General features: G+C 44.0%; 25 protein-coding genes. 22 read left to right on the top strand and 3 right to left on the bottom strand.

All coding sequences use genetic code 11. The features are described from left to right. Positions 1 to 21: 21 nt before the first annotated feature. From H4K34_RS13170 to H4K34_RS13135, 8 genes are read left to right on the top strand one after another with little or no spacing between them, the layout of a single operon-like run. Positions 22 to 603 (top strand): nucleotide exchange factor GrpE, encoded by a 582-nt coding sequence (locus H4K34_RS13170; RefSeq protein ID WP_210757851.1) that lies wholly within the window; start codon positions 22 to 24, stop codon positions 601 to 603. An 8-nt stretch (positions 604 to 611) separates the two neighbouring features. After that, the gene (dnaJ, locus tag H4K34_RS13165) at positions 612 to 1,751 is read left to right on the top strand and encodes a molecular chaperone DnaJ (protein WP_210757850.1); all 1,140 of its coding nucleotides are present in this window, start codon (positions 612 to 614) and stop codon (positions 1,749 to 1,751) included. Between the two features lies 1 nt (position 1,752). Then, positions 1,753 to 2,646, top strand: a complete 894-nt coding sequence (locus H4K34_RS13160; RefSeq protein ID WP_210757849.1) for an ABC transporter ATP-binding protein — start codon at positions 1,753 to 1,755, stop codon at positions 2,644 to 2,646. Further along, entirely contained in the window at positions 2,643 to 3,956 is a 1,314-nt protein-coding gene (locus H4K34_RS13155; protein ID WP_210757848.1) for an ABC transporter permease, read from the top strand. The genes H4K34_RS13160 and H4K34_RS13155 overlap by 4 nt, the downstream gene beginning before the upstream one ends. Beyond that, entirely contained in the window at positions 3,956 to 4,807 is an 852-nt protein-coding gene (locus H4K34_RS13150) for a mechanosensitive ion channel family protein (RefSeq protein ID WP_210757847.1), read from the top strand. Before H4K34_RS13155 ends, H4K34_RS13150 begins: the two co-directional genes overlap by 1 nt. Continuing rightward, a complete protein-coding gene (locus H4K34_RS13145) occupies positions 4,804 to 5,748 on the top strand; it encodes a Ppx/GppA phosphatase family protein (protein WP_210757846.1) in 945 nt (314 codons plus the stop codon). Before H4K34_RS13150 ends, H4K34_RS13145 begins: the two co-directional genes overlap by 4 nt. Further along, complete coding sequence (locus H4K34_RS13140; RefSeq protein ID WP_210757845.1) at positions 5,727 to 6,890, top strand: sigma-54-dependent transcriptional regulator; 1,164 nt, start codon at positions 5,727 to 5,729, stop codon at positions 6,888 to 6,890. Before H4K34_RS13145 ends, H4K34_RS13140 begins: the two co-directional genes overlap by 22 nt. A 51-nt stretch (positions 6,891 to 6,941) precedes the next feature. Beyond that, entirely contained in the window at positions 6,942 to 7,172 is a 231-nt protein-coding gene (locus H4K34_RS13135; protein ID WP_210757844.1) for a hypothetical protein, read from the top strand. On the opposite strand, the gene H4K34_RS13130 is transcribed toward H4K34_RS13135, so the two are convergent. Genes H4K34_RS13130 through H4K34_RS13120 form a run of 3 tightly spaced genes read right to left on the bottom strand, consistent with a single transcriptional unit; the run spans position 7,169 to position 8,347 of the window. Continuing rightward, positions 7,169 to 7,543: a DoxX family protein gene (locus H4K34_RS13130; RefSeq protein WP_210757843.1), complete on the bottom strand. Its 375-nt coding sequence runs from the start codon at positions 7,541 to 7,543 to the stop codon at positions 7,169 to 7,171. The genes H4K34_RS13135 and H4K34_RS13130 overlap by 4 nt on opposite strands. A gap of 10 nt (positions 7,544 to 7,553) precedes the next feature. After that, a complete protein-coding gene (locus H4K34_RS13125; RefSeq protein ID WP_210757842.1) occupies positions 7,554 to 8,015 on the bottom strand; it encodes an SRPBCC family protein in 462 nt (153 codons plus the stop codon). A 2-nt stretch (positions 8,016 to 8,017) separates the two neighbouring features. After that, positions 8,018 to 8,347 carry an ArsR/SmtB family transcription factor gene (locus H4K34_RS13120; RefSeq protein WP_210757841.1) on the bottom strand — a complete coding sequence of 110 codons (330 nt, stop codon included), beginning with the start codon at positions 8,345 to 8,347 and terminating at the stop codon, positions 8,018 to 8,020. A gap of 1,851 nt (positions 8,348 to 10,198) precedes the next feature. On the opposite strand from H4K34_RS13120, the gene H4K34_RS13115 reads away from it, so the two are divergent. From H4K34_RS13115 to H4K34_RS13050, 14 genes are all read left to right on the top strand, one after another. Next, positions 10,199 to 10,627 (top strand): hypothetical protein, encoded by a 429-nt coding sequence (locus tag H4K34_RS13115; RefSeq protein WP_210757840.1) that lies wholly within the window; start codon positions 10,199 to 10,201, stop codon positions 10,625 to 10,627. A gap of 118 nt (positions 10,628 to 10,745) precedes the next feature. Beyond that, the gene (locus H4K34_RS13110; RefSeq protein ID WP_210757839.1) at positions 10,746 to 11,477 is read left to right on the top strand and encodes a hypothetical protein; all 732 of its coding nucleotides are present in this window, start codon (positions 10,746 to 10,748) and stop codon (positions 11,475 to 11,477) included. A 46-nt stretch (positions 11,478 to 11,523) separates the two neighbouring features. After that, a complete protein-coding gene (locus H4K34_RS13105; RefSeq protein WP_210757838.1) occupies positions 11,524 to 12,360 on the top strand; it encodes an RHS repeat domain-containing protein in 837 nt (278 codons plus the stop codon). 178 nt (positions 12,361 to 12,538) lie between these two features. Continuing rightward, entirely contained in the window at positions 12,539 to 13,054 is a 516-nt protein-coding gene (locus tag H4K34_RS13100) for a hypothetical protein (RefSeq protein ID WP_210757837.1), read from the top strand. A 27-nt stretch (positions 13,055 to 13,081) separates the two neighbouring features. Further along, positions 13,082 to 13,369, top strand: a complete 288-nt coding sequence (locus H4K34_RS13095) for a hypothetical protein (protein WP_210757836.1) — start codon at positions 13,082 to 13,084, stop codon at positions 13,367 to 13,369. A gap of 108 nt (positions 13,370 to 13,477) precedes the next feature. Further along, positions 13,478 to 13,891, top strand: coding sequence for a hypothetical protein (locus H4K34_RS13090; RefSeq protein ID WP_210757835.1), 414 nt, complete (start codon positions 13,478 to 13,480; stop codon positions 13,889 to 13,891). 644 nt (positions 13,892 to 14,535) lie between these two features. Next, positions 14,536 to 14,790: a ribbon-helix-helix domain-containing protein gene (locus tag H4K34_RS13085; protein ID WP_210757834.1), complete on the top strand. Its 255-nt coding sequence runs from the start codon at positions 14,536 to 14,538 to the stop codon at positions 14,788 to 14,790. Next, complete coding sequence (locus tag H4K34_RS13080; RefSeq protein WP_210757833.1) at positions 14,768 to 15,058, top strand: type II toxin-antitoxin system RelE/ParE family toxin; 291 nt, start codon at positions 14,768 to 14,770, stop codon at positions 15,056 to 15,058. Before H4K34_RS13085 ends, H4K34_RS13080 begins: the two co-directional genes overlap by 23 nt. Before the next feature lie 36 nt (positions 15,059 to 15,094). Further along, positions 15,095 to 15,457 (top strand): hypothetical protein, encoded by a 363-nt coding sequence (locus H4K34_RS13075; RefSeq protein WP_210757832.1) that lies wholly within the window; start codon positions 15,095 to 15,097, stop codon positions 15,455 to 15,457. Positions 15,458 to 16,269: 812 nt separating this feature from the next. After that, on the top strand, positions 16,270 to 17,628 hold the full coding sequence (locus tag H4K34_RS13070) for an MATE family efflux transporter (RefSeq protein WP_210757831.1): 1,359 nt from the start codon (positions 16,270 to 16,272) through the stop codon (positions 17,626 to 17,628). After that, positions 17,606 to 18,163 (top strand): biotin transporter BioY, encoded by a 558-nt coding sequence (locus tag H4K34_RS13065; protein WP_210757830.1) that lies wholly within the window; start codon positions 17,606 to 17,608, stop codon positions 18,161 to 18,163. The genes H4K34_RS13070 and H4K34_RS13065 overlap by 23 nt, the downstream gene beginning before the upstream one ends. Beyond that, the gene (locus H4K34_RS13060) at positions 18,150 to 19,217 is read left to right on the top strand and encodes a glycosyltransferase family 4 protein (RefSeq protein WP_210757829.1); all 1,068 of its coding nucleotides are present in this window, start codon (positions 18,150 to 18,152) and stop codon (positions 19,215 to 19,217) included. The genes H4K34_RS13065 and H4K34_RS13060 overlap by 14 nt, the downstream gene beginning before the upstream one ends. Beyond that, entirely contained in the window at positions 19,214 to 20,314 is a 1,101-nt protein-coding gene (locus H4K34_RS13055; RefSeq protein ID WP_210757828.1) for a DUF1972 domain-containing protein, read from the top strand. Before H4K34_RS13060 ends, H4K34_RS13055 begins: the two co-directional genes overlap by 4 nt. Next, on the top strand, positions 20,311 to 21,189 hold the full coding sequence (locus tag H4K34_RS13050; RefSeq protein ID WP_210757827.1) for a cation diffusion facilitator family transporter: 879 nt from the start codon (positions 20,311 to 20,313) through the stop codon (positions 21,187 to 21,189). The genes H4K34_RS13055 and H4K34_RS13050 overlap by 4 nt, the downstream gene beginning before the upstream one ends. Positions 21,190 to 21,228: the final 39 nt, after the last annotated feature.

Here is a 21,228-nt window from a genome sequence, read left to right as displayed (position 1 = left end):
AATGGCACAAATTTGAGCAGGATGAGTACTAAGAACACAGTACAAGACCCAGATAAAGAAGCCTTGGATCCCAAAGAAAACTTAGCGGAAACCCAAGCCGAAAACACTGATAAAGAATCAGTTGAAACACAAGAAGAAATGAGCCCTGAAGAGCAATTAGAGGCTCGTATCGCAGAATTGGAAGAGGAGCTTAAAGCGGAGAAAGATCAAAAATTAAGGCTCTATGCCGATTTTGAGAATCATCGCAAGCGTACTGCAAAGGAAAGAGTGGAACTCTTTGGCAGTGCCAATCAAGAATTAATGTCAGCCCTTCTGCCAATTATCGATGATTTTAAACGTGCCCTGAGCAATTTAAAAAATGAAGAGGACCAAGAAGGAATCTCTTTGATTTTCAACAAATTTGAGAACACTCTCAAACAGAAGGGCCTGAAACCGATGGAAAGCACCATTGGTAAAGAATTTAATGTAGATACAATGGAGGCCATTACGCGCATCCCCGCCCCGAGCGAAGACATGAAGGGCAAAGTGGTGGATGAAATTGAGCAAGGCTTTCATTTGGGAACGAAAATCATCCGCTACGCCCGTGTAGTGGTTGGTGAATAAGAAAGAGCATGGCGAAGCGAGATTATTACGAAGTATTAGGAGTATCAAAGAATGCCACGGATGCCGATATCAAAAAGGCATACCGCAAACTGGCCATTCAGTATCACCCTGATAAAAACCCCGATAACCCCGAGGCGGAAACTAAGTTTAAGGAAGCGGCAGAAGCTTACGAGGTACTTAGCAACAAAGAAAAACGTCAGCGTTACGATCAATTCGGTCATGCCGGCATGAGCGGTGCGGCCGGTGGCGGTCGTGGTGGCTTCGGAGGCGGCATGAGCATGGATGATATCTTCGAGCAATTCGGAGACATCTTTGGTGGTGCCTTCGGAGGTGGCGGTGGCTTTGGTGGTTTTGGAGGTCGCGGCGGCGGTGGTCGTCGGGTGTTCAAAGGCTCCAACCTCCGGGTACGCGTAAAACTCACTTTGGAAGAAATTGCCAATGGCGCTACTAAAAAATTGCGCATCAAACGCCTGGTACCTGCCGAAGGACTAAGCTTTAGCACCTGTAATACCTGTGGAGGTCGTGGTCAGGTAAACCGCGTTACCAACACTATTTTAGGTCAAATGCAAACGGCCAGCACCTGTCCTACTTGTGGTGGCTTGGGTAAAACCCTCGATAAGAAGCCGGCTGGTGCCGATGAGCATGGCATGATCCGCAAGGATGATGTGGTAGAGGTGAAAATCCCTGCCGGGGTAGCCGAAGGCATGCAATTAAAAGTTTCCGGAAAAGGAAATGCCGGTCCATTGGACGGAGTTAATGGCGACCTGCTGGTTCAGATTGAGGAAGTTCCGCATGATGAGTTGCAACGCGACGGACAAAACTTGCATTACGAATTGTACATCAGTATTCCGGATGCAGTATTAGGTACCAAGGTAGATATCCCAACCCTTAACGGGAAAGCACGCATAAAGCTGGATGCCGGTACTCAAAGCGGAAAAATCCTAAGATTGCGAAACAAAGGATTACCCAGTGTGGAAAGCTATGGCACGGGTGATATCTTAGTTCACGTAAATGTTTGGACTCCCAAGCATATGGACTCCAAGTACAAGAAAATGTTCGAAGAAATGCAAGAGAATGAGGCCTTTCAGCCGAAACCCGATCGCAGTGAGAAATCCTTCTTCGATAAAGTAAAAGAAATGTTCAGCTAATATGATTGAAGCCCGGGGTATACGTAAAACATATGGCTCGCATCAGGCATTAAAGGGCCTGGACCTCAACATTAAAGAGGGTAGCATTTTTGGCTTACTGGGCCCTAACGGAGCAGGTAAAACCACCTTCATCCGCATCTTAAATCAAATATTAGCTCCCGACGAGGGCGAAGTTCTCATAAAAGGAGAAGCCCTATCGGGAAAACACATCAGCCGTATTGGCTACCTGCCAGAAGAGCGTGGTTTATACCCTAAAATGAAAATCGGGGAGCAATTGCTCTACCTCGCTCAATTGAAGGGTTTAAGTAAAAGCCAGGCCAAAGAGCGTATTGCCTATTGGCTGAAGCGCTTTGAATTGACGGATCGCGTGCAAACCAAGGTAGAAGAGCTCTCCAAAGGACTCGCGCAAAAGGTCCAGTTCATTGCCAGCGTCATCCACGAACCGGAATTACTCATTTTAGATGAGCCATTCACCGGTTTTGATCCGGTTAATACCGAGCATATTAAGCAGGAAATACTTCGCTTACGCGAGGAAGGCGCCACCATTATATTCTCTACCCACCGCATGGAATCGGTAGAGGAACTTTGTGAAGACATAGTGCTGATCAATAAAGGCAGTCGCCTCCTGGGAGGTCCATTGCATGAGGTTAAGGCCCAATATAAAAGTGGCTGGTATCAGGTGGAAACCGAAAAGGAATGGCAAATTCCCACTGGAAAAAACTGGCAGGTGGAAAAGCTTAATGCCCAATTGGGAGGTAAGGCGTATCGCATTCATCCGGAGCAAAACAGCCGGGCTGAATTATTAGAAAGCTTACTTTCCTCCGGCCTGATTGAGTTCCGCGAAGAAATTCCCTCCCTCAACGAAATATTCATTCAAAGCACCCGCAACGCATGAAAAACCTAGGCCTTATAATCCGCCGGGAATTTCTAACCCGGGTACGCAAACCATCCTTTATCATCCTAACCCTGCTAGCCCCCATATTAATGGCGGCAGTGATGTTTTTACCCGCCTATCTGGCCACCCTACCCGGTGATGAAAAGGTGATCACCATTTTGGATGAGTCCTATTTAATGGACATCTACGATAAAGGGAATGAAGAAATCAGCTTCAAATATCTGAATCCTAAAGATTTTGATTTTGAAACCGCGAAAGCATTGGTAGAAGGCCGTGAGGACTATGCCTTTGTGCATGTTCCTGTAAGCGAGGGTGGTGATCCTGATTTTATCGCTCGTAATATTCGGGTATTCCGAGCGGGCGATTTGAGCCTTTCTGTAGAAAGCTATTTAGAGCGCAGCCTTGAAAAATACATCCAAAAGGAAAAACTGAAAGCGGAAGGTGTAGACCCTGAAGTTGTGGCCCGCACCAAGACCCAGGTCAATCTACGCATCATCAATACCGAAGAAGGCCGGGAAACGGAAAATGCCACCATTGTAAAGATGGGTATTGGCTATGTAGCAGCTTTCGCGATTTACCTCTTCATTTTTATCTACGGTGCCCAAATTATGCGCGGAGTGATCGAAGAAAAGACCAATCGCATTATGGAATTGATGGTCAGCAGTATTCGTCCTTTCGAATTAATGATGGGCAAAATTCTTGGAATCGGCGCCCTAGCCTTATTGCAATTTGTGATTTGGATAGGATTGGGCTTATTGATCTTCACCATCTTCACCGCGGTATTCATTGACCCTAGTTTAAGCAGTGGTACTGCAGTGCAGATGGAAGGCATGAATGCCCTGCCCGATAATGCCGCTTTTGATATTTACCGCAGTTTACAATCCATACCTTTTACTAAGGTCTTACTAAGCTTCCTCTATTATTTCTTTGGTGGATACCTGCTTTATGGTGCTCTTTTCGCAGCTATTGGCTCGGCGGTGGACAAGGAAACCGACTCTCAGCAATTTATGCTTCCCTTGACTATTCCATTAATCTTAAGCCTCATTGTAATCTTAAGGGCTCTGGATAATCCGGATGGAAGTTTAGCGGTTTGGATGTCGATGATCCCTCTAACTTCTCCTTTGGTGATGATGGCGCGAGTACCATTCGATGTGCCTACTTGGCAATTGCTTTTATCCATGGGCATATTGGCCATCACCTTCTTTGGCAGCGTTTGGTTGGCCGCCAAAATATATCGAGTTGGAATCTTGATGTATGGGAAAAAACCTACCTTCAAGGAACTTTATCGTTGGACACGTTATAAGAACTGATGGATTCTCTGAAGGACTTTTTCGAACTGGAACTTATTAAGGTAGACGATTGGAGTCTTACCGTTGCCAATCTCTTATGGGTGGTGCTGGTGATCTTAGTCGCCATCCTCATGCGTTGGCTTTTTAAGAAATACCTGCGACGACTCGAAAAATTGGAGCGCCTAGATAGAGGTAAGTCCTATGCGATTTATTCCATCGGCACCTATATCATTTTCATCATTGCCATCATCTCCTCCATCGACTCCCTGGGCTTTAATGTCACCGTACTTTTAGCTTCTTCGAGTGGGGTATTGATTGGCTTGGGTCTGGGATTACAAGACCTCTTTAGAGATATGATTGCAGGATTTATCATCCTCTTCGAAAGAACTGTAACCGCCGGCGATATTGTAGAAGTAAATGGCACTATTGGCCAGGTTAAGGATGTAGGTTTACGCACTACTACCTTGCTTACTCGGGAGCAAATTATATTAATTGTTCCCAATGTGAAGCTTACTACCGATAATGTGATCAACTGGAGTCAGAACAATCATGTTACGCGTTTCTCCATTCCGGTGGGGGTTGCTTATGGAAGCGACACTAAATTGGTGGAGAAGCTATTATTGGAAGTAGCGGAAAAGCATCCCGATGTTTTGAAAGCCCCCAAGCCGATGGTTTTCTTCAAAGACTTTGGCGATAGCTCCCTAGACTTCCACTTGTATTTCTTTTCACGGAATTTGTTTCAGATCGAAAAAACCAAAAGCGAAATGCGCTACGAGATCGATCAGAAATTCCGCGATAATAAGGTGAGTATACCTTTCCCTCAAAGAGACCTTTGGTTTCGAAACGCCCCAAACACAGCAAACGAAGAATGAAAATTGCCATAATTGATTGCGGTACCAACACCTTTAACTTGTTGATCCGCTCTCAGGAAGAGAACCGCACCCTCTTTAACACGAAGATTCCGGTTCGCTTAGCGGAAGATGCCGATGATGAGCTCCGCATTAGTGATGCAGCGATGGAGCGTGCCATGGCCGCCCTTAAATCGCATCGAGAAACCGCCCTCGAATGGCAAGCCGAAGCCCTGTATGTGGTAGCTACCGCAGCGGTGCGCACTGCCCCCAATGGTCCGGATTTAGTGGCTCGGGCCGAAAGTGAATTGGGCATCCGTATTAATGTAATTACTGGAGATACCGAAGCTCGCCTCATTTACGAAGGGGTACAGCAAGGCATCGAATTTAAAGAAGCTCCTACCCTGATTATGGACATCGGCGGTGGCAGTACCGAATTCATATTGCTTCGCGATCAAAAACCCGTTTGGCAAGCCTCCTTCCCCATTGGCAGCAGTGTTATGCTAAATCGTTTTCGTCCTGCCGACCCTATCCAAAAGGAAGAGATTGATGCCATCGACGATTACCTCGATGAAAAGCTCATCTCCCTTAAGGAAGCCTGCGGTAAGGAATACCCCAGGGTATTAATTGGCAGCAGTGGTAGCTTCGACACCCTGGCTCAGATGTGTGCAGATAATTTCAAAACTTCTCGCTTTGAGGAAGACGAAACCAGCTATACCTTCTCCATGCATGAGTACATGCAGATTTCCAAGAAAATGCTGGAATCTACCTTCGAAGAACGTTTGAATACTCCGGGTATGATTCCCATGCGAGCCGACATGATTGTGATGGCTTGTATTGAGATCAATTTTATCATCAAACGCTTTGGGATACGTCTCTTGCAACAATGCAATTACGCTTTAAAAGAAGGCTTATATTACGCTCTCGAAAACGAAGCGGAGCAATGGCAAAGATCCTCCTTGTAGAAGACGAAAAAGCAATACGTAATGTCCTGAGAAACATCCTTCAGGACGAAGATAAATCCTATCAAATCTCCGAAGCAGAGCATGGCAAAGCTGCCATCGACCTGCTCGCAAACGAAGAACACGACCTGGTGCTCTGCGATATTAAGATGCCCGGCATGGACGGCATTGAGGTTTTAGAGCATATTAAAGCCAAATATCCAGAGACTACCGTGGTAATGATTTCCGGTCATGGTGACTTGGAAACCGCCGTAGACAGTATGCGTAAAGGAGCCTATGATTATATCTCTAAGCCCCCTGATTTAAATCGCCTGCTTAATACAGTGCGCAATGCCCTGGACCGTAATACTCTTGAAAAGGAGAATAAAACCCTCCGTAAAAAGGTCAGCCGTAAGTACCAAATGATTGGTACCAGTCAGGCCCTGGAAGACATCAAAGAGATTATCGAAAAAGTAGCGCCTACCGATGCCCGGGTTTTAATTACCGGCCCTAATGGAACCGGTAAGGAACTGGTAGCCCATTGGGTGCATCAGAAGAGCGAACGTAGCAAAGGCCCAATGATCGAAGTAAACTGCGCCGCCATTCCATCGGAGCTGATTGAAAGTGAACTCTTCGGACATAAGAAAGGAGCCTTTACCTCGGCCGTGAGAGATCGTGCCGGTAAATTTGAACAAGCCAATGGCGGTACCCTCTTTTTAGATGAAATTGGAGATATGAGTCTATCGGCCCAAGCCAAAGTATTACGCGCCTTGCAAGAAGGTCGGGTAAGCCCGGTAGGCAGCGATAAGGAAATAAAGGTGGATGTACGCGTATTGGCGGCCACCAATAAAAATCTGCAGGAAGAGATTGCCGCCGGTCGTTTCCGCGAAGACCTCTACCATCGCTTAAGCGTGATCCTGATTCAGGTGCCCGCATTGAATGATCGTAGAGAAGATATTCCACTATTAGCAGAGCATTTCGCACAGCAAATTGCCAGCGAATATGGCAATGCCCCCAAGCCTTTTAGCAAAGATGCGATGAAAGCATTAATGGAACTCGACTGGACCGGAAATATCCGGGAACTGCGAAATGTTATAGAACGATTGATCATTCTGAGCGCCGAAGAAGTAAGCGCGGATGATGTCCAAAAATTTGCACGAAAATAAAAAACAGCGCTACTGAAATTTTTTATATATTTCAGTATCAACCCCATAGCCATGGAACTACCTCACTTTTTACTCGCCGACAATACCGATACCCCTGATAATCTCTACATTATCCATACACAATACCCCCGCTTTATTTGGGACATCTACGGCGACGACGTAGAATGGCTCGATGAGCTGGAAGGGGAAGAAGAAGAATTGGTGAATGAAGTAGCCTCTTTGATGGAAACCGCCGAGGCCTTCTTCGAAAGGGAAATGCAGAGATTAGAGGCTGAGGCTTAAGCTTTAGGCCTCCGCGACTCCGGGCGGAAATACCAGGAAAGTACTGTTAAAACCAATAATAGGCTGGGACCGAAAGACTCCATTGCCGGATCATTCACGGCCCAATGGGAAACTAATGCCCCGGACATGGCGATGAAGAAGCCCGCATAGGCCCATTCCTTCAATAGCGCAGCTTTGGGTATTAATACTGCTATTACTCCCAGTAGTTTCCAAACCCCCAGAATTATCATGAAATAGTCAGGGTAACCCAAACGCTGCATCATGATTCTCTCTTCTTCTATTTGCAGGATTTGTACCAGGCCTGAGGATACCATGCCCATGCTTAGCCAGATAGTGGCAATCCAATAAATGATCTTATCTCTCTTTTTCATTTTACTTGAATTACTGAGTCATTAAATTTTGAAGACGGTCGTGGGCCATGCTTAAACCGGATGCAAAGGGCATTTGCAGCAATTGATTCCTAAAAGCCTCGGAGCGAAAGATGATTTGCATTTTCAAAAGACTGGAATGCTCTGACAGACTTTCAAATTCTAAGAATTCTAATTGAGCAGGAAAGGGAGTGCCCTCCATTTGAAAGGTGCGAACAATTTTACGGTTCACATCAATCTCATGAAAAGTACCATTGGCACTAAACACCACTTTGCCGCTAGGATCTGAGGTTTCAAATCGATAGCTACCATGATTTTCGGCTTCCAACTTTAGGACTTTGGTGCCCATCCATTGGGCAAAAAGATCGGCTTCGGTAAAAGCCTTGAACAAGAGTTCCAGCGGTAAATCAAATTGCCGACTAATTACAATTTCTTGTTGCCCCTGCCCCGCTTTAACCTGCGTTTTTAGTTCCATGCTTAAGATTTATTTTTGGATTGATATTGCTTCATCACTGCTTCCAACTGATCGAAACGCGCTTCCCACATCTTCCGGAAGGGCTCAATAAAATCGCTTACCTCTTTCATCTTATCCGGATTGAAGTAATAGAGTATTTCACGCCCCTGTTGCTTCTGCTCCAGCAGATCGCATTCATTTAGGATGCGGATATGCCGGGATATGGTTTGACGAGTAGCATCAAAATTTTCGGCGATAGTACCGGGTGTCATGGCGCCAGCTGCCACCAAACTAAGAATGGCTCTTCGTGTGGGATCGGCTATGGCTTGAAATACATCTCTTCGCGTTTCCATTGTGCAGCTATTTGACTGCGAATATACGCGAAGCTATTTAGCTGCGGAACAACATGTCTTGTTTTTTTGAAAAAACTCTTTCAAGATGGATTATGATCTAAGAATTGATGCTCAAATGAAAATCCGTAATCAGGTTGGCCCAAACCCAGACTCTGCGATCCAAAGGAATCGCCTCCCAAGGACCTTGATATTTTGTTCCGTTTTGGGTGAAACTTTTTGCATTGGCCAAAAAGTATCCAACCTGCCCGCCGCTGTTCCAGCTCCGGTAGGCGGGAAACCCTAGGCCTTTCCCTAGGTGATTTTTGATTCCTTCCAGTCTTCAAAATCGTTCGGCGCTTTTCGCTTCATGCTCTTTCCGCCTGCGGCGGACGCAATTCCGCGAAGCGCCGAACTATCACTGAGGAAAGGCCGAATCTTCCAAATGATGGTAGTCGCTACAGATAGAGTTCAGTCGAATCCTTCACTAAACATTGCCTCTACGCCAAAACATTTTTCGGAGCATGTGGCACCTGAGCAGCGATAGCCATTCGAAGGGTAGTACTTAGGACTCAAAATCGATTGTGGGTGAATTTCCAATCCAAAGAAAAACATCAATCAGGCTGGCCCGACCCAAGAAGCGGCGGTCCAAGGGAATCGCCTTTCAGGGGCCTTGATTTTTTGGATACTTTTTTATCAAGAAAAAAGTATCGTCAGTATTGAAGGAATTTGAGAGCTCAGGCCAGAAGCCTTCGGTTTTATCAAGAAAAAATGAAGCACTAAGTGCATCCACCCAAATTTTAAAGCCACAAATGCCCCAAGCTTCTGTGATCGAAAGAACCGACCGAAGGTCCAGGTAAATTCGAATCGCCTTCAAGCTTCCTTGATCTTTTGGATACTTTTTCAAATGCCTCTTAAACCTCCAATAGAATTTGAGAGCTCAGGCAAAAGCCTTCGGTTTTATCAAGAAAAAAGTATCAACCAAAGCATTATACAAAAACTTCATTTCAAAGAAAGCTCTGATACTTTTTGCATCGGCCAAAAAGTATCCAACCTGCCCGCCGCTGTTCCAGCTCAGGTAGGCGGGAAAGCCTAGGCCTTTCCCTAGGTGATTTTTGATTCCTTCCAGTCTTCAAAATCGTTCGGCGCTTTTCGCTTCATGCTCTTTCCGCCTGCGGCGGACGCAATTCCGCGAAGCGCCGAACTATCACTGAGGAAAGGCCGAATCTTCCAAATGATGGGAACTGCAAACTCCCGTATTTAGCCGAATCCTTCACAAATCATCACCCCAACCTTAAAACAATGTATCAGAGGCTCCGGCACCTGAGCAGCGATAGCCCTACACAGGGTAGTATTTAAGACTCAAATTCGCTTTAAAGAGAATTGTAACTCTAAGGAAAATCATCAATCAAGCTGGCCCGACCCAAGAAGCGGCGGTCCGAAGGAATCGCCTTTCAGGGGCCTTGATTTTTTGGATACTTTTTCAAATGCCTCTTAAACTTCCAATGGAATTTGAGAGCTCAGGCCAGAAGCCTTCGGTTTTATCAAGAAAAAAGTATCAAATAGAGCCTGGAACCCTAAAGTCGTGAGGACATTCCAGGATTCTATCCTTACTAAAATTAAGAACTTACCTTGCATGCTAAACTCTAAGCTGCACCATGTCCAAATTCCCCTTGAAATTAATCCTAGGCCTAATCATGATCACCTCCTTAATAGGCTTAGTCATAAATCCAATTGCTTTAAATACTGAGCAATCAGAAACGATGATCTGGCAGAGCGGAAAGCTAAATCTATCCTCCTTTTTATTCATCCTAATTTTTCTACTAAGCCTTCTTTGCTGGTTCATTGCACTGAAGCGAAAAAAAGCTTAGAAACTTGAAAACAAATTTTGAAATCGAAGACAACTATGCCGTTCTACTGGCTGGAACTCATCTTGACCTTCACAATAATTTCGACTTTCAAGGGCTCATAAAAAAGGGGGATGATATCCTAATCCGATTTCAGAAAACGAAAGGCGATTGGCTTAATGCTAAAGTTCCTGATGTCCTATACTTTCACTGCATGAATGTGTCCTACCAATATTATATTGAAGGAGATGAACAAGCTTTAAAGGAGGATGCCATAGGACTGAGCGACATCACTTTTTTTCCTTCTGAATCGAGAATGATCAATGACAGCCTAAGACTACAGTCTAATCCCGAAGACAAGGACGATTTAATATTATTTTTTCAAGATGGGAAGGTCATTCGGATTGGCTGCACCGAAATAAAGCTCATCACTGAAGATCTTGAACCTGAAAAATAACAAACCTATTAGCAATAAGGTTATGACGCGCACTTCCAAATTATCTTCAGCTTGAGTCACTTTGAAAAAAACAAATGCCTCCTTATTCAAAATCAAAAAGCCTGATCCTGAACCTGTGATGAAATTATTCTTAGTCCTTATTCTCTCCTGTTTCCTACTTCAAACTACTTGCGGACAATCCCTTCATCAAGAAATCTATGCCAGTCCCCGTGATTTTGCTCAAAAGCTAAATGCTTCATTCAAACAGGGTGATCAGCAAATTTTTGAATCCTTTTTTCAATCCTGGCATAAATGGTCTTTAGAAAAAGACTCCAAGGCAAAACAGCGCACAGCAAGCTTTGTGGACAGCATTTTTCAAATGGCTTACCAAGCTCATGATTATACCATTTACGGCTGGAAGTCAAATCGCAATCCAAAGGAATCTGAATATCTAATTCTGCCAAACCTTATTCCCATTTGTATTAAAGATTCCATTTACCTCAGCTCCTTAGATTCGCTGAAAACCTGTGGTCGCAATTCGAAATCACTGCAATACAGCCCCTCCCTAAGTTTTGATTCTACTAAGGTGATCTACGACAACCCTTACTATACCAGTGTACTACGGATTTTTCTAGAAGAAGACTATCTCGATAAATCATACTTTCTTTCAAGCTGGATTAATTGTCCACCGACCGCTAGTCCGAAAGAGTTTTCAAGTCCTCCCATGATTTTAGGTTGCCAAATCAACAAGAAAAAAGATAATGTGGTGGTGCACCTAAAACTATCCAACACTGAATTTTACTTGCATTTAACTAAAAATGATAAGACTTGGAATATGGAGGTATTACCCTTTAGAGAAATAAGGGATTAAAGCTCAATTTCGACTCCTGACATTATTTAATAGCTTTCAAGCTTTTATGAAAAAACTAATCGTAATAGTAATCTTGCTAGCCAGCTGTAAAAGTCCTTCACCAGAGGAAATGTTGGGAAAGCATCAGGCTAGCGATATTCCGGATTCGCTTTTTGAACAGACCTATCCCAGTGACCTAATCAATAACAACTACTACAAGCTGGTTCCACAGCAAATTAGAGAAAACCTGCCTAACAATTTCTCTCTCGGATTTCACCCTGACTCTATCCGTTCTCAGAAAATTCAGTCCATAACCAGTATACATTACAATGGCCAAGACAGCCTAATCGGAAGACTAGAGTTCGATGAATTTGGAAATTTACTTTTCGAGAAGGTTCCCTCCATTTTAGAAGGACATTATTATCGCTACAAATTTGATGAAAAGGGGCGCATTCAAATGAGACTTCAATATTCACAATCGAAAAAGCTCATTCGCACTGAACAATTTCATTACGACGAAAACAGTCGGCTTAATCTGGTAAGCATTGATTATCAAAACCAAATTGACTCTATTCTCTTCCAATATGACCTAGGTGGAAACTTAATTAAAGCAGGGGCTAAATCCTTCAAGTATGACGAGCAGGGAAACTGCACAGAATGGATTTTAAATATCGAAGAAGGAATTTGTGGTAATACAGCAACTCATTGGAAAGGAGAATATGATGAGGAAGGAAACTTGGTTACTAGCTGGACAAACACACCCGATTTACAACTGCTGAACAACACTCATTTCCGTTACGACAGTTTACTATCCAAAGATGGAAAACTAATAAGCCTGAAAACCTACACAGGAAAAGGCGACTTACTTACTAAAGAAGATTTCAAATACTACAAACCTTATTAGCCAATTACTTGCCCCCTCATCCACACCTATACCCAAGATTAGGAGCATGCTGATATTGGGGATGCCCATTTGCAGGATAAAAGCTTCTTAAACCATTGGAATCTCTAAAAGCTAATTTGCTACTAAACCCTATCTCCATAAAAAAACAATATTTACCTAAAACATATAAAACCTTTAAATGAAAGCAGTCCTTAGCCTATTCCTTCTTCTTCCCATTTTCGCTTATTGTCAGGGTGAAACAGCTTATGACTCCATTTTTAATGTACTGAAGAACAGTAGAGATATAGACAGTATATATACTGAAAACGAATTCGCTATAGTAATCCGAACTGGCTCTGTCAACCATCAATTTTACAGCAGCCATACTAAATGGGATAGCCTTAATACGGATTTCAAGGTCAAGTGGAAACAGCAAGAAAGCAGCCCGCTTGGTTATCGTATTTCCGGCTACCACAAAAATCAATTGCAATGCAATTGGTACTTTGACACCAATAAGCAACTCGAATCCAAAGTGTACTTTAGAAAAGGCAAAGCCCAAAAAGTCGAAATCTTTAAGTCAAACACTGAAATAGAATATTACCTCGAGTTGATTGAAGGAAAATGGCTAAGCTACTATCCTCAAAAACCGGAAGAAGGAATTGATGAGAAATGGAAAAGTTTTGAGATGATAAAGGCGATGCTTTTAAATCGCTAATATCATAGCACAAGTATTGTCTAGTCCATGGCTCAACTTAGCAAGAACAATAGAATTTTGGCCGGAGTATTGGAAATCACCCTATCCGCTATTTGGCTCATCGATAGTGCCTATCTCTTTTACGATCACACTCAGCACCCTAATTATCTCAGAATCTTCATCCTCCCGGATTGGTTATTAATTGTAAGGCTTTTAATCGGTTTAATTGGCATCTATTCCGGCATACAAATTATTCGTGGTAAATGGACCGTGCTAAAAGGATATATGACATTCATTATTCCCTGGATACTTTCGCATTTACCAGTGATGTTTTAAGCCAATTAGCTGAGACCCTATTAAAACGAAATCCAATTAAACTTGAACCAAGCAGAATTAATTTCCTATTGAAATTTGCTTCAAACTGGTTAATACCTTTTCACTAAAATGAAACGCCTTTTATACTGCATCTTTTTCATCCTAAGTGCTACACCAATTTTCGCACAGATTATTGTCATCGAAAATGTTGGAAGCTATGACAGAAAGCAGAAATATGAATTCTTGGTATCGAATGATTCCATTGATGTGAAAGTCATTGATGGCTCCTACTACGCTAACATTCTAGCTTCTGACTTCCAAAATTTCGCAAAGCGAGTTGAGCAACTCGGGATTCCAAAAGTTAGCCTAGCCAATTTAAGCAAGGCTTCTTTCCATACTTGGATGATTACGATAATAACTGGAACTAGATATCAGGAATATATCCTTATCGGAAAAGAGGATACCATTCATTTCGTCAATGAAATGAGAGAGGAACGAATATCCGCTCGTTTGAAGAGTGTTTTGGAAGAACTTAAGGATTAAAAAAACAAGGAATTATCCTTCCATAGTTTTATCATGAACTAAAATCTTAGCCTTCTATTTACTTAGCTCCAAGCTTAGCTGGTGATCGATCGAATCCTTCACCAAATAATACTCCTTCTAAAAACAATAATTCGGAACTCCCGGCACCTGAGCAGCGATAGCCGTTCGTAGGGTAGTACTTAGGACTCAAAATCGATTGTGGGAGCATCTCCAATCCAAGGTAAATCATCAATCTGGCTGGCCCGACCCCAGAAGCGGCGGTCCAATGGAATCGCCTTTCAGGGGCCTTGATTTTTTGCTTCGTTTTACAAATGATCTATATTAAATTCAAAGGAATTTGTGAGCTCTGGCTGCGCCTTCGGTTTTATCAAGAAAAAATGAAGCACTAAGTGCATCCACCCAAATTTTAAAGCCACAAATGCCCCATGCTTCTGTGATCGAAAGAACCGACCGAAGGTTCAGGTAATTTCGAATCGCCTTCAAGCTTCCTTGATCTTTTGGATACTTTTTCAAATGCCTCTTTACTTTTCAATGGAATTTGAGAGCTACAGCTTCGCTTCCGGTTGTATCAAGAGAAAAATCACTCAAAAAAATCACAGCATTAAAGGCAGGTTTGGTGTAAATTTACACCAAATAGAAAATCAATGGCTAGACAAAGTATCTCTCTTACAGAGCCCAATGATGAATGGCTGAAACGTCAAGTAGACAATCAAGAATACTCTAGCAAGAGCGAATTGGTTAACGACCTTATTCGTCAGGCTCGAAAGCAAGAAGAACAAATGGATTGGCTACGACTGAGACTTAAGGCAGCTGAAAACAGCGGTTTCAGCAATGACTCGAAAGAAGATATAAAACGCGCATCCAGAGAAGGTTTGAATGGCCAAGTACAAACTATCTAATATAGCCAAAGAAGATCTTGTTCGAATTCATCAATATGGCATGATCAAGTTCGGTGCATCACAAGCCGACAAATACATCGATGCTCTCTTTAATCAATTCGAAATAATTGCGGCGCGTCCATATTCCTTCGAATCCGTTGATCACATTAGAGCAGGATACCGCAGAAGTGTTTGTGGGGTAGATAGTATCTTCTTCCGCATCAATAATAAGGTCATTGAAATCATGATGATCATTGGACGACAAAACATTGATCAGATTTTCAAATAAAAAAATGTAAGCCTTTAAAAATCAAGAAGAATCCTCATGAACCAATTGAAAGCAATAGCAATCCTAGGCCTTCTACTCATCCTTTCATCTGCTTGCCATAGGAACTCATGGACAGAAACTAATAAAAAGCAGATCCGAGAGAAAATAGAGCTCGACGACTTACGAAAGATGTTCTTTAGTGAGGAAGCAACTAAGGATTATGCGGATTGCTGTATGCAGAAAATTGTGACTGATTTTGAATATTCCCAAGTACAGAACATAAACCTGGAAATACCAAACACTGATATAGAGCATAAGATAATTTCCATCCGAGAAAGCTGCTGGGAAGAACTATTAAAATCAAGCCCATTAGATCCAAATATCAAAGGTGTTGAAATTGTGACTCCCGAATCCGAATAGAATGAATAGCCTTTCAAGGGCCTTGATTTTTTGCTTCGTTTTGGGTGATACTTTTTGCATCGGCCAAAAAGTATCCAACCTGCCCGCCGCTGTTCCAGCTCCGGTAGGCGGGAAACCCTAGGCCTTTCCCTAGGTGATTTTTGATTCCTTCCAGTCTTCAAAATCGTTCGGCACTTTTCGCTTCATGCTCTTTCCGTCTGCGGCGGACGCAATTCCGCGAAGCGCCGAACTATCACTGAGGAAAGGCGGATCTTCCAAATGATGGTAGTCGCTACAGATTGAGTTCAGTGGAATCCTTCACTAAATATCACTTTTACCAAAAAAACAATAATTCGGAGCTTGTGGCACCTGAGCAGCGATAGCCGTTCGCAGTGTAGTCCTCAGAACTTAAATTCATTTGAAAGGTAATTTCCAATCCAAGGTAAATCATTAATCAGGCTGGCCCGACCCCAGAAGCGGCGGTCCGAAGGAATCGCCTTTCAGGGGCCTTGATTTTTTGAATACTTTTTCAAATGTCTTTTTAATTTTCAATGGAATTTGAGAGCTACAGCTTCGCTTCCGGTTGTATCAAGAAAAAAGTATTGAGGAACCCCATCAAACGTCTCTTTATTCCCAAAAGGATTTGAGTGCTCAGGCTAGAAACCTTCGGTTGTATCAAGAAAAAAACATCAACAGAAATAAAGAATTTTAATAGCTAGCCCTAAGCTTTCACCAATCCCTTCGTCTAAGACCTGCCATTAGCAATTTCTTAAAACCTTAATCCGGCCGCAAGGGACATCATTTAACTACTTTTGCAGGCTTTCTTTTTTCCCATGACCTATAAAGAGCACTTCCGAAAAAACATCGAACTCGCCTGGCCAGTAATGTTGGGTCAGATAGGCCACGTTATGGTAGGCCTGGCGGATAGCATTATGGTGGGAGCTTTGGGAACGGTGGCTCTGGCGGCAGGTGCCTTTGCCAATTCGGTATTTGTAGTCCCCATGGTTTTTGGAATTGGTTTGGCATTTGGACTCACCACCCCGGTAGCCAATGCCGACGGAGAAAAGAAACCCGAAAAAGCCCGGAGCTACCTTAAACATGGCATTTACCTGAATACCGGCATTGCCCTGCTCATCTTTTTCCTTCTATTAGGACTGGAGCATTTCCTGCATTTTATGGGTCAAGAGAAAGAGGTATTGGACACCGCCCGACCTTATTACCGCATTATCTGCCTCAGCTTAGTTCCCTTACTAACCTTCCTCACCTTTAAGCAATTTGCCGAAGGTCTGAGCGATACCCGCATGGCCATGCTGATTAGCCTGGGTGCCAATCTCCTCAATATTGGTCTCAACTATCTTTTAATTTACGGCCATTTTGGATTTCCAGCCATGGGATTAGCCGGAGCTGGCCTAGCTACTTTAATTGCGCGAATTATCATGGCCCTCACCATGGCGATCTACGTGTTCCGTAAACCTGCATTTAAGGTCTATACTCAAGGAATTCAATGGGCTCAAACCCAATGGAGTCACTTTAAGAAATTGCTGGATATAGGCGTTCCCTCCGGTTTACAGTTTATCTTCGAAGTATCGGCCTTCGCCATTGCCGCAGTCATGGCCGGTTGGATTAGTGCCGAATCTTTGGCTGCGCATCAAATTGCGATCTCCCTGGCCTCTGTAAGCTATATGGCCGCCAGTGGCATTGGCGCCGCTGCGAATGTGCGGGTAAGTAACCAATTGGGAGCCGGTAATATTCCTGCTCTACGCATGGCGGCTCATACCAATTTTGCCTTGATGCTCATTTTAATGTCCATTGCCGGACTGGTATTTTTCTTTGGTCGTCACCTGCTTCCCACCTTCTATTCCAATGATCCGGTGGTAATTGATCTGGCAGCACAACTGCTCATTGTAGCGGTAGCCTTCCAACTTTTTGATGGTATGCAAGTCGCGGTGTTGGCGGCCTTAAGAGGATTATCCGAAACTCGTATCCCCACCTTAATTGTAATGTTTTCCTATTGGGTAATTGCATTGGGAAGCTCCTACTATATGGGCTTTGAACTAGAATGGGGTCCACTGGGAATTTGGTATGGATTGGCCTTAGGCTTGATAGTCGCCTCCAGCTTATTAACTTGGCGCTTTGAAATTAAGAGCAAACAACTCCTAGCCCTTCATCATGCTGAAAAACACCAATTATAAACTGGCCCTGGGCGTATTAATCGCCATCCTCATTCTGGCGCCCTGGAGTTTAGATTTAGGCTTTATCCCCCTTACCCTGCAAACCCTTATCATATTTATTGGGGCTAGCCTCCTGCCTTGGCGTACTGCCATTTTAGTGGTGGGGGCCTATTTGGCTTTGGGTGCTTTGGGCTTACCGGTATTTGGGCATCACACTTCAGGTTTCGCTAAATTATACGGGGCTACTGCTGGTTTTTTGTGGGGCTTTGTGGCTTGCGCCGGATATGTCGCCTATGCCAGTGCCCGACAAGAATTTCACTTTTTCCGCGCCATTCTAATTTTCCTGAGAGCCCATCTCCTATTATTGATCCCGGGCTTTGCAGTGCTCTATTACTATATGCCTGGGGCCGACCTTTGGAATACCCTTATTCACCTTATCCCCGGTCTTATTATTAAGAGCCTAGTAGGAGGAATTATTGCGGCACAATTAAGGGCTAAACTGGTTCCGGTTACTGATCAAATTGCTAGCTTAGAAGAGCCGAATGAAAGCGATTAAAGTTCTCTTTGTATCCCGTCCCAACCTCTACAGTCAAGCTGGAGGAGATACGGTCCATGTAGAGCAAAATCGTCTATTTCTGACCAAGGCTGGCGTGCAATGCGACTTTTGGGATGGCCATCAAAATCCCAAAGAATACGATCTTATTCACTTCTTTGGCTTAAGTCGACCCGCCATCCTATTGCCCCTTTTAAAGTCGGGGGTTCCACTTGTAGTATCCAGCATCTATGTCGACTACCAACAAGCCGATCGCAAAGCTTCCGGCCTCCGAGCCTTTTTGCAAAGAGCCTTTGGTCAGCATGCCCTAGAATATCTAAAACTTATTGCGCGGAGCTTAAAGGGCCGTGATAAAATGCCTGGCCTGGATTACCTGATGGAAGGGCAACGTGGAAGCATCCAAAAGATACTTAATCGCTGTGACCACCTCATTACCGCCAGTAATGCGGAACTTGAAATCCTGCGTAAGGATTTCAGCTATGAAGGAGCACATTCGGTGGTTAAATTAGGCACTGAGCATCTGCCCCCCTTAAACCCTCCACGGGAAAAGAAGGATGTTTTATGCGTAGCTCGTATCGAACCCCTTAAAAATCAATTAGCCCTGATCGAAGCCCAAAAAGGCAGCGATTGGAAATTACATATCATTGGTGATGCGGCTCCGGCCCATCAGGCTTATCTAAAAAAATGCAAGCGCGAAGCAGGTCCCAAAGTGTTATTCCAAGGGGCACGTAATCATGAAGAATGCGCCTCCATGTTCAATAAAGCCAAGGTACATGTATTGCCCTCCCACTATGAAAGTACTGGCTTATCCAGTTTGGAAGCCTTGCATTTTGGTTGTCAAATTGTGGTGAATGATCACCCTATCAACCGCGAGCTTTTTCAAGATCAGGCCAATTTTGCCAGGGTGGAGGATCCTGAAGATTTACGAAACGCCATCCATAAGGCCTTAAAGCAAAAGGAAGATCACAGCGAATGGCTTAAAGAAAACTTCAGCTGGGCTAAGGCTGCCCGAAGCATTCTGGCCATTTACCTAAAACATCAAAAAGGGGGCGCATGAAGATAGGAATCATCGGCACCCGTGGTATCCCCAACCTTTATGGTGGATTTGAAGAATGCGCCCAGCAATTAGGTTTGAGGTTGGTAGAAATGGGACATCAAGTTTGGGTCTACAATTCGCATCGTCATCCCTACGACCAAAAAAATTATCAGGGCATTGAGATCATCCACAAATACGATCCCGAACATCGCTATGGCACCATTGGGCAGTTCATCTACGACCTCAACTGTATTATCGATAGCCGTAAACGGAAGTTTGATGCCATCCTCCTTTTAGGATATACCAGCAGCTCCGTTTGGCAAAGACTGCTCCCCAAGCGCAGCCTCATCCTTTGCAATATGGATGGCCTGGAATGGAAGCGAAGTAAGTACAGTCCTCGAGTTCAGAAATTTTTGAAATACGCTGAGAAATGGGCCGCCAGACGCAGCGATATCCTCATTGCCGACTCTACGGTGATTCAAGAATACCTGGAATCGCAATACCCCAATGACACCGTTTTCATTCCCTATGGAGCGGATATCTTCAAAAAGGGAAATCCTGAAATTTTGGATGCTTATGGCTTAGATGCGGGAGATTACAATTTATTGGTAGCCCGCCTCGAACCGGAGAATCATATAGAAATGATCCTGCAAGGCGTGGTGCAAAGTGAAAGTCAACGCCTGATGTTGGTCGTTGGGAATCACGACACCCCCTATGGTGAATACCTCAAAGAAAAATTTAAAGATGCCCGCATCCGCTTTGTTCGTGGCACTTACAAAAAGGATAAGATCAATAATTTACGCTATTACAGCCATTTATACTTCCATGGTCATAGTGTAGGCGGCACTAACCCCAGCCTCTTAGAAGCCATGGCTTGCGGCTGTTCCATCGTGGCGCATCGCAATCGCTTTAATTATGAAGTATTAGGGGAAAACGCCTCCTATTTTAGTGATCATATTGATGTTGCGAATCACCTGGACCACATGGATACAGATGCAGTATTTAAGGAGCGGATTCAGGAAAATCGCCGTCGTATTGAGGAGCGCTACAATTGGCAGTTAATTGCTGAAGAGTACGAAATCACCATGCAACAAGGCCTAATTCGAAAGCGACCATGAAAAGTGATAGCCAAAAAGCAAAATCTGCCGCCTGGCTCAGTTTTACCGTAAATCTATTTATGGCCATCATTAAGGGTTTGGCCGGGATTTTCGGAAACAGTGCTGCCTTAATGGCCGATGCCACCGAAAGTATTAGTGATCTTTTTAGCTCCTTATTGGTGATTGCCGGACTTAAATATGCACAGCGACCGGCCGACGACAATCACCCCTATGGTCACGGAAAAATTGAAGCCCTGGTCACCTTTGGTATCACCTCCCTATTAATTGGCTCGGCGGTAATTATTGGTTTGCGCTCCATCGATTCTCTGCAAGGCGAAAATCCCGTACCGGAAGGATTCACCCTTTATGTGCTCCTATTTGTAATTGCTGTAAAAGAAGGCTTCTATCGCTATCAGAAAAGGCAAGGTGAAAAAACCGGTAGCTCTTCTTTAATTGCAGATGCCTGGCATCATCGTTCGGATGCATTGAGCTCCGTGGTAGCTTTGGTAGGGGTAGGCATAAGTCTTTGGGGTGGCGAGGCCTGGGCTATGGCCGATGAAATTGCCGCCATGCTTACCAGTGTTTTAATCATTTACAATTCCTACCTCATCCTTCGTCCCGCTTTGGGAGAGGTAATGGACGAACACCTTTATCCCGAACTCGAATCGGCCATTCGAAAATCGGCCCTGGAAGTTGATCAGGTTTTGGAAACTGAAAAATGCTTCATCCGTAAATATGGTTCCGGCTATCTGGTAGATCTGCATATTGAAGTAAATGGAGAATTAAGCGTTCGGGAAGGGCATGCCATCGCTCATAAGCTTAAAGATCACCTAACCAAGGTTTATCCCCAAATACAGGATGTGCTTATCCATGTAGAGCCCAGCTCATCTGATTAATATCATATTCTACCGCCCGGCTATTGCCTACCTTGGATC

It is taken from the genome of Croceimicrobium hydrocarbonivorans (genome assembly GCF_014524565.1).
Taxonomy (GTDB): domain Bacteria; phylum Bacteroidota; class Bacteroidia; order Flavobacteriales; family Schleiferiaceae; genus Croceimicrobium; species Croceimicrobium hydrocarbonivorans.
This window is presented reverse-complemented; position numbering and strand designations above follow the sequence as displayed.

Excerpts from the sequence above, each read along its gene's own strand:
- dnaJ (WP_210757850.1), top strand. The coding sequence starts at position 612 with ATGGCGAAGCGAGATTATTACGAAGTATTAGGAGTATCAAAGAATGCC.
- H4K34_RS13125 (WP_210757842.1), bottom strand. The coding sequence starts at position 8,015 with ATGGAACTAAAAACGCAGGTTAAAGCGGGGCAGGGGCAACAAGAAATT.
- H4K34_RS13170 (WP_210757851.1), top strand. The coding sequence starts at position 22 with ATGAGTACTAAGAACACAGTACAAGACCCAGATAAAGAAGCCTTGGAT.
- H4K34_RS13075 (WP_210757832.1), top strand. The coding sequence starts at position 15,095 with ATGAACCAATTGAAAGCAATAGCAATCCTAGGCCTTCTACTCATCCTT.
- H4K34_RS13155 (WP_210757848.1), top strand. The coding sequence starts at position 2,643 with ATGAAAAACCTAGGCCTTATAATCCGCCGGGAATTTCTAACCCGGGTA.
- H4K34_RS13135 (WP_210757844.1), top strand. The coding sequence starts at position 6,942 with ATGGAACTACCTCACTTTTTACTCGCCGACAATACCGATACCCCTGAT.
- H4K34_RS13090 (WP_210757835.1), top strand. The coding sequence starts at position 13,478 with ATGAAACGCCTTTTATACTGCATCTTTTTCATCCTAAGTGCTACACCA.
- H4K34_RS13145 (WP_210757846.1), top strand. The coding sequence starts at position 4,804 with ATGAAAATTGCCATAATTGATTGCGGTACCAACACCTTTAACTTGTTG.
- H4K34_RS13055 (WP_210757828.1), top strand. The coding sequence starts at position 19,214 with ATGAAGATAGGAATCATCGGCACCCGTGGTATCCCCAACCTTTATGGT.
- H4K34_RS13080 (WP_210757833.1), top strand. The coding sequence starts at position 14,768 with ATGGCCAAGTACAAACTATCTAATATAGCCAAAGAAGATCTTGTTCGA.
- H4K34_RS13070 (WP_210757831.1), top strand. The coding sequence starts at position 16,270 with ATGACCTATAAAGAGCACTTCCGAAAAAACATCGAACTCGCCTGGCCA.
- H4K34_RS13065 (WP_210757830.1), top strand. The coding sequence starts at position 17,606 with ATGCTGAAAAACACCAATTATAAACTGGCCCTGGGCGTATTAATCGCC.
- H4K34_RS13160 (WP_210757849.1), top strand. The coding sequence starts at position 1,753 with ATGATTGAAGCCCGGGGTATACGTAAAACATATGGCTCGCATCAGGCA.
- H4K34_RS13050 (WP_210757827.1), top strand. The coding sequence starts at position 20,311 with ATGAAAAGTGATAGCCAAAAAGCAAAATCTGCCGCCTGGCTCAGTTTT.
- H4K34_RS13100 (WP_210757837.1), top strand. The coding sequence starts at position 12,539 with ATGAAAGCAGTCCTTAGCCTATTCCTTCTTCTTCCCATTTTCGCTTAT.
- H4K34_RS13110 (WP_210757839.1), top strand. The coding sequence starts at position 10,746 with ATGAAATTATTCTTAGTCCTTATTCTCTCCTGTTTCCTACTTCAAACT.
- H4K34_RS13130 (WP_210757843.1), bottom strand. The coding sequence starts at position 7,543 with ATGAAAAAGAGAGATAAGATCATTTATTGGATTGCCACTATCTGGCTA.
- H4K34_RS13140 (WP_210757845.1), top strand. The coding sequence starts at position 5,727 with ATGGCAAAGATCCTCCTTGTAGAAGACGAAAAAGCAATACGTAATGTC.
- H4K34_RS13150 (WP_210757847.1), top strand. The coding sequence starts at position 3,956 with ATGGATTCTCTGAAGGACTTTTTCGAACTGGAACTTATTAAGGTAGAC.
- H4K34_RS13060 (WP_210757829.1), top strand. The coding sequence starts at position 18,150 with ATGAAAGCGATTAAAGTTCTCTTTGTATCCCGTCCCAACCTCTACAGT.
- H4K34_RS13120 (WP_210757841.1), bottom strand. The coding sequence starts at position 8,347 with ATGGAAACGCGAAGAGATGTATTTCAAGCCATAGCCGATCCCACACGA.
- H4K34_RS13105 (WP_210757838.1), top strand. The coding sequence starts at position 11,524 with ATGAAAAAACTAATCGTAATAGTAATCTTGCTAGCCAGCTGTAAAAGT.
- H4K34_RS13085 (WP_210757834.1), top strand. The coding sequence starts at position 14,536 with ATGGCTAGACAAAGTATCTCTCTTACAGAGCCCAATGATGAATGGCTG.
- H4K34_RS13095 (WP_210757836.1), top strand. The coding sequence starts at position 13,082 with ATGGCTCAACTTAGCAAGAACAATAGAATTTTGGCCGGAGTATTGGAA.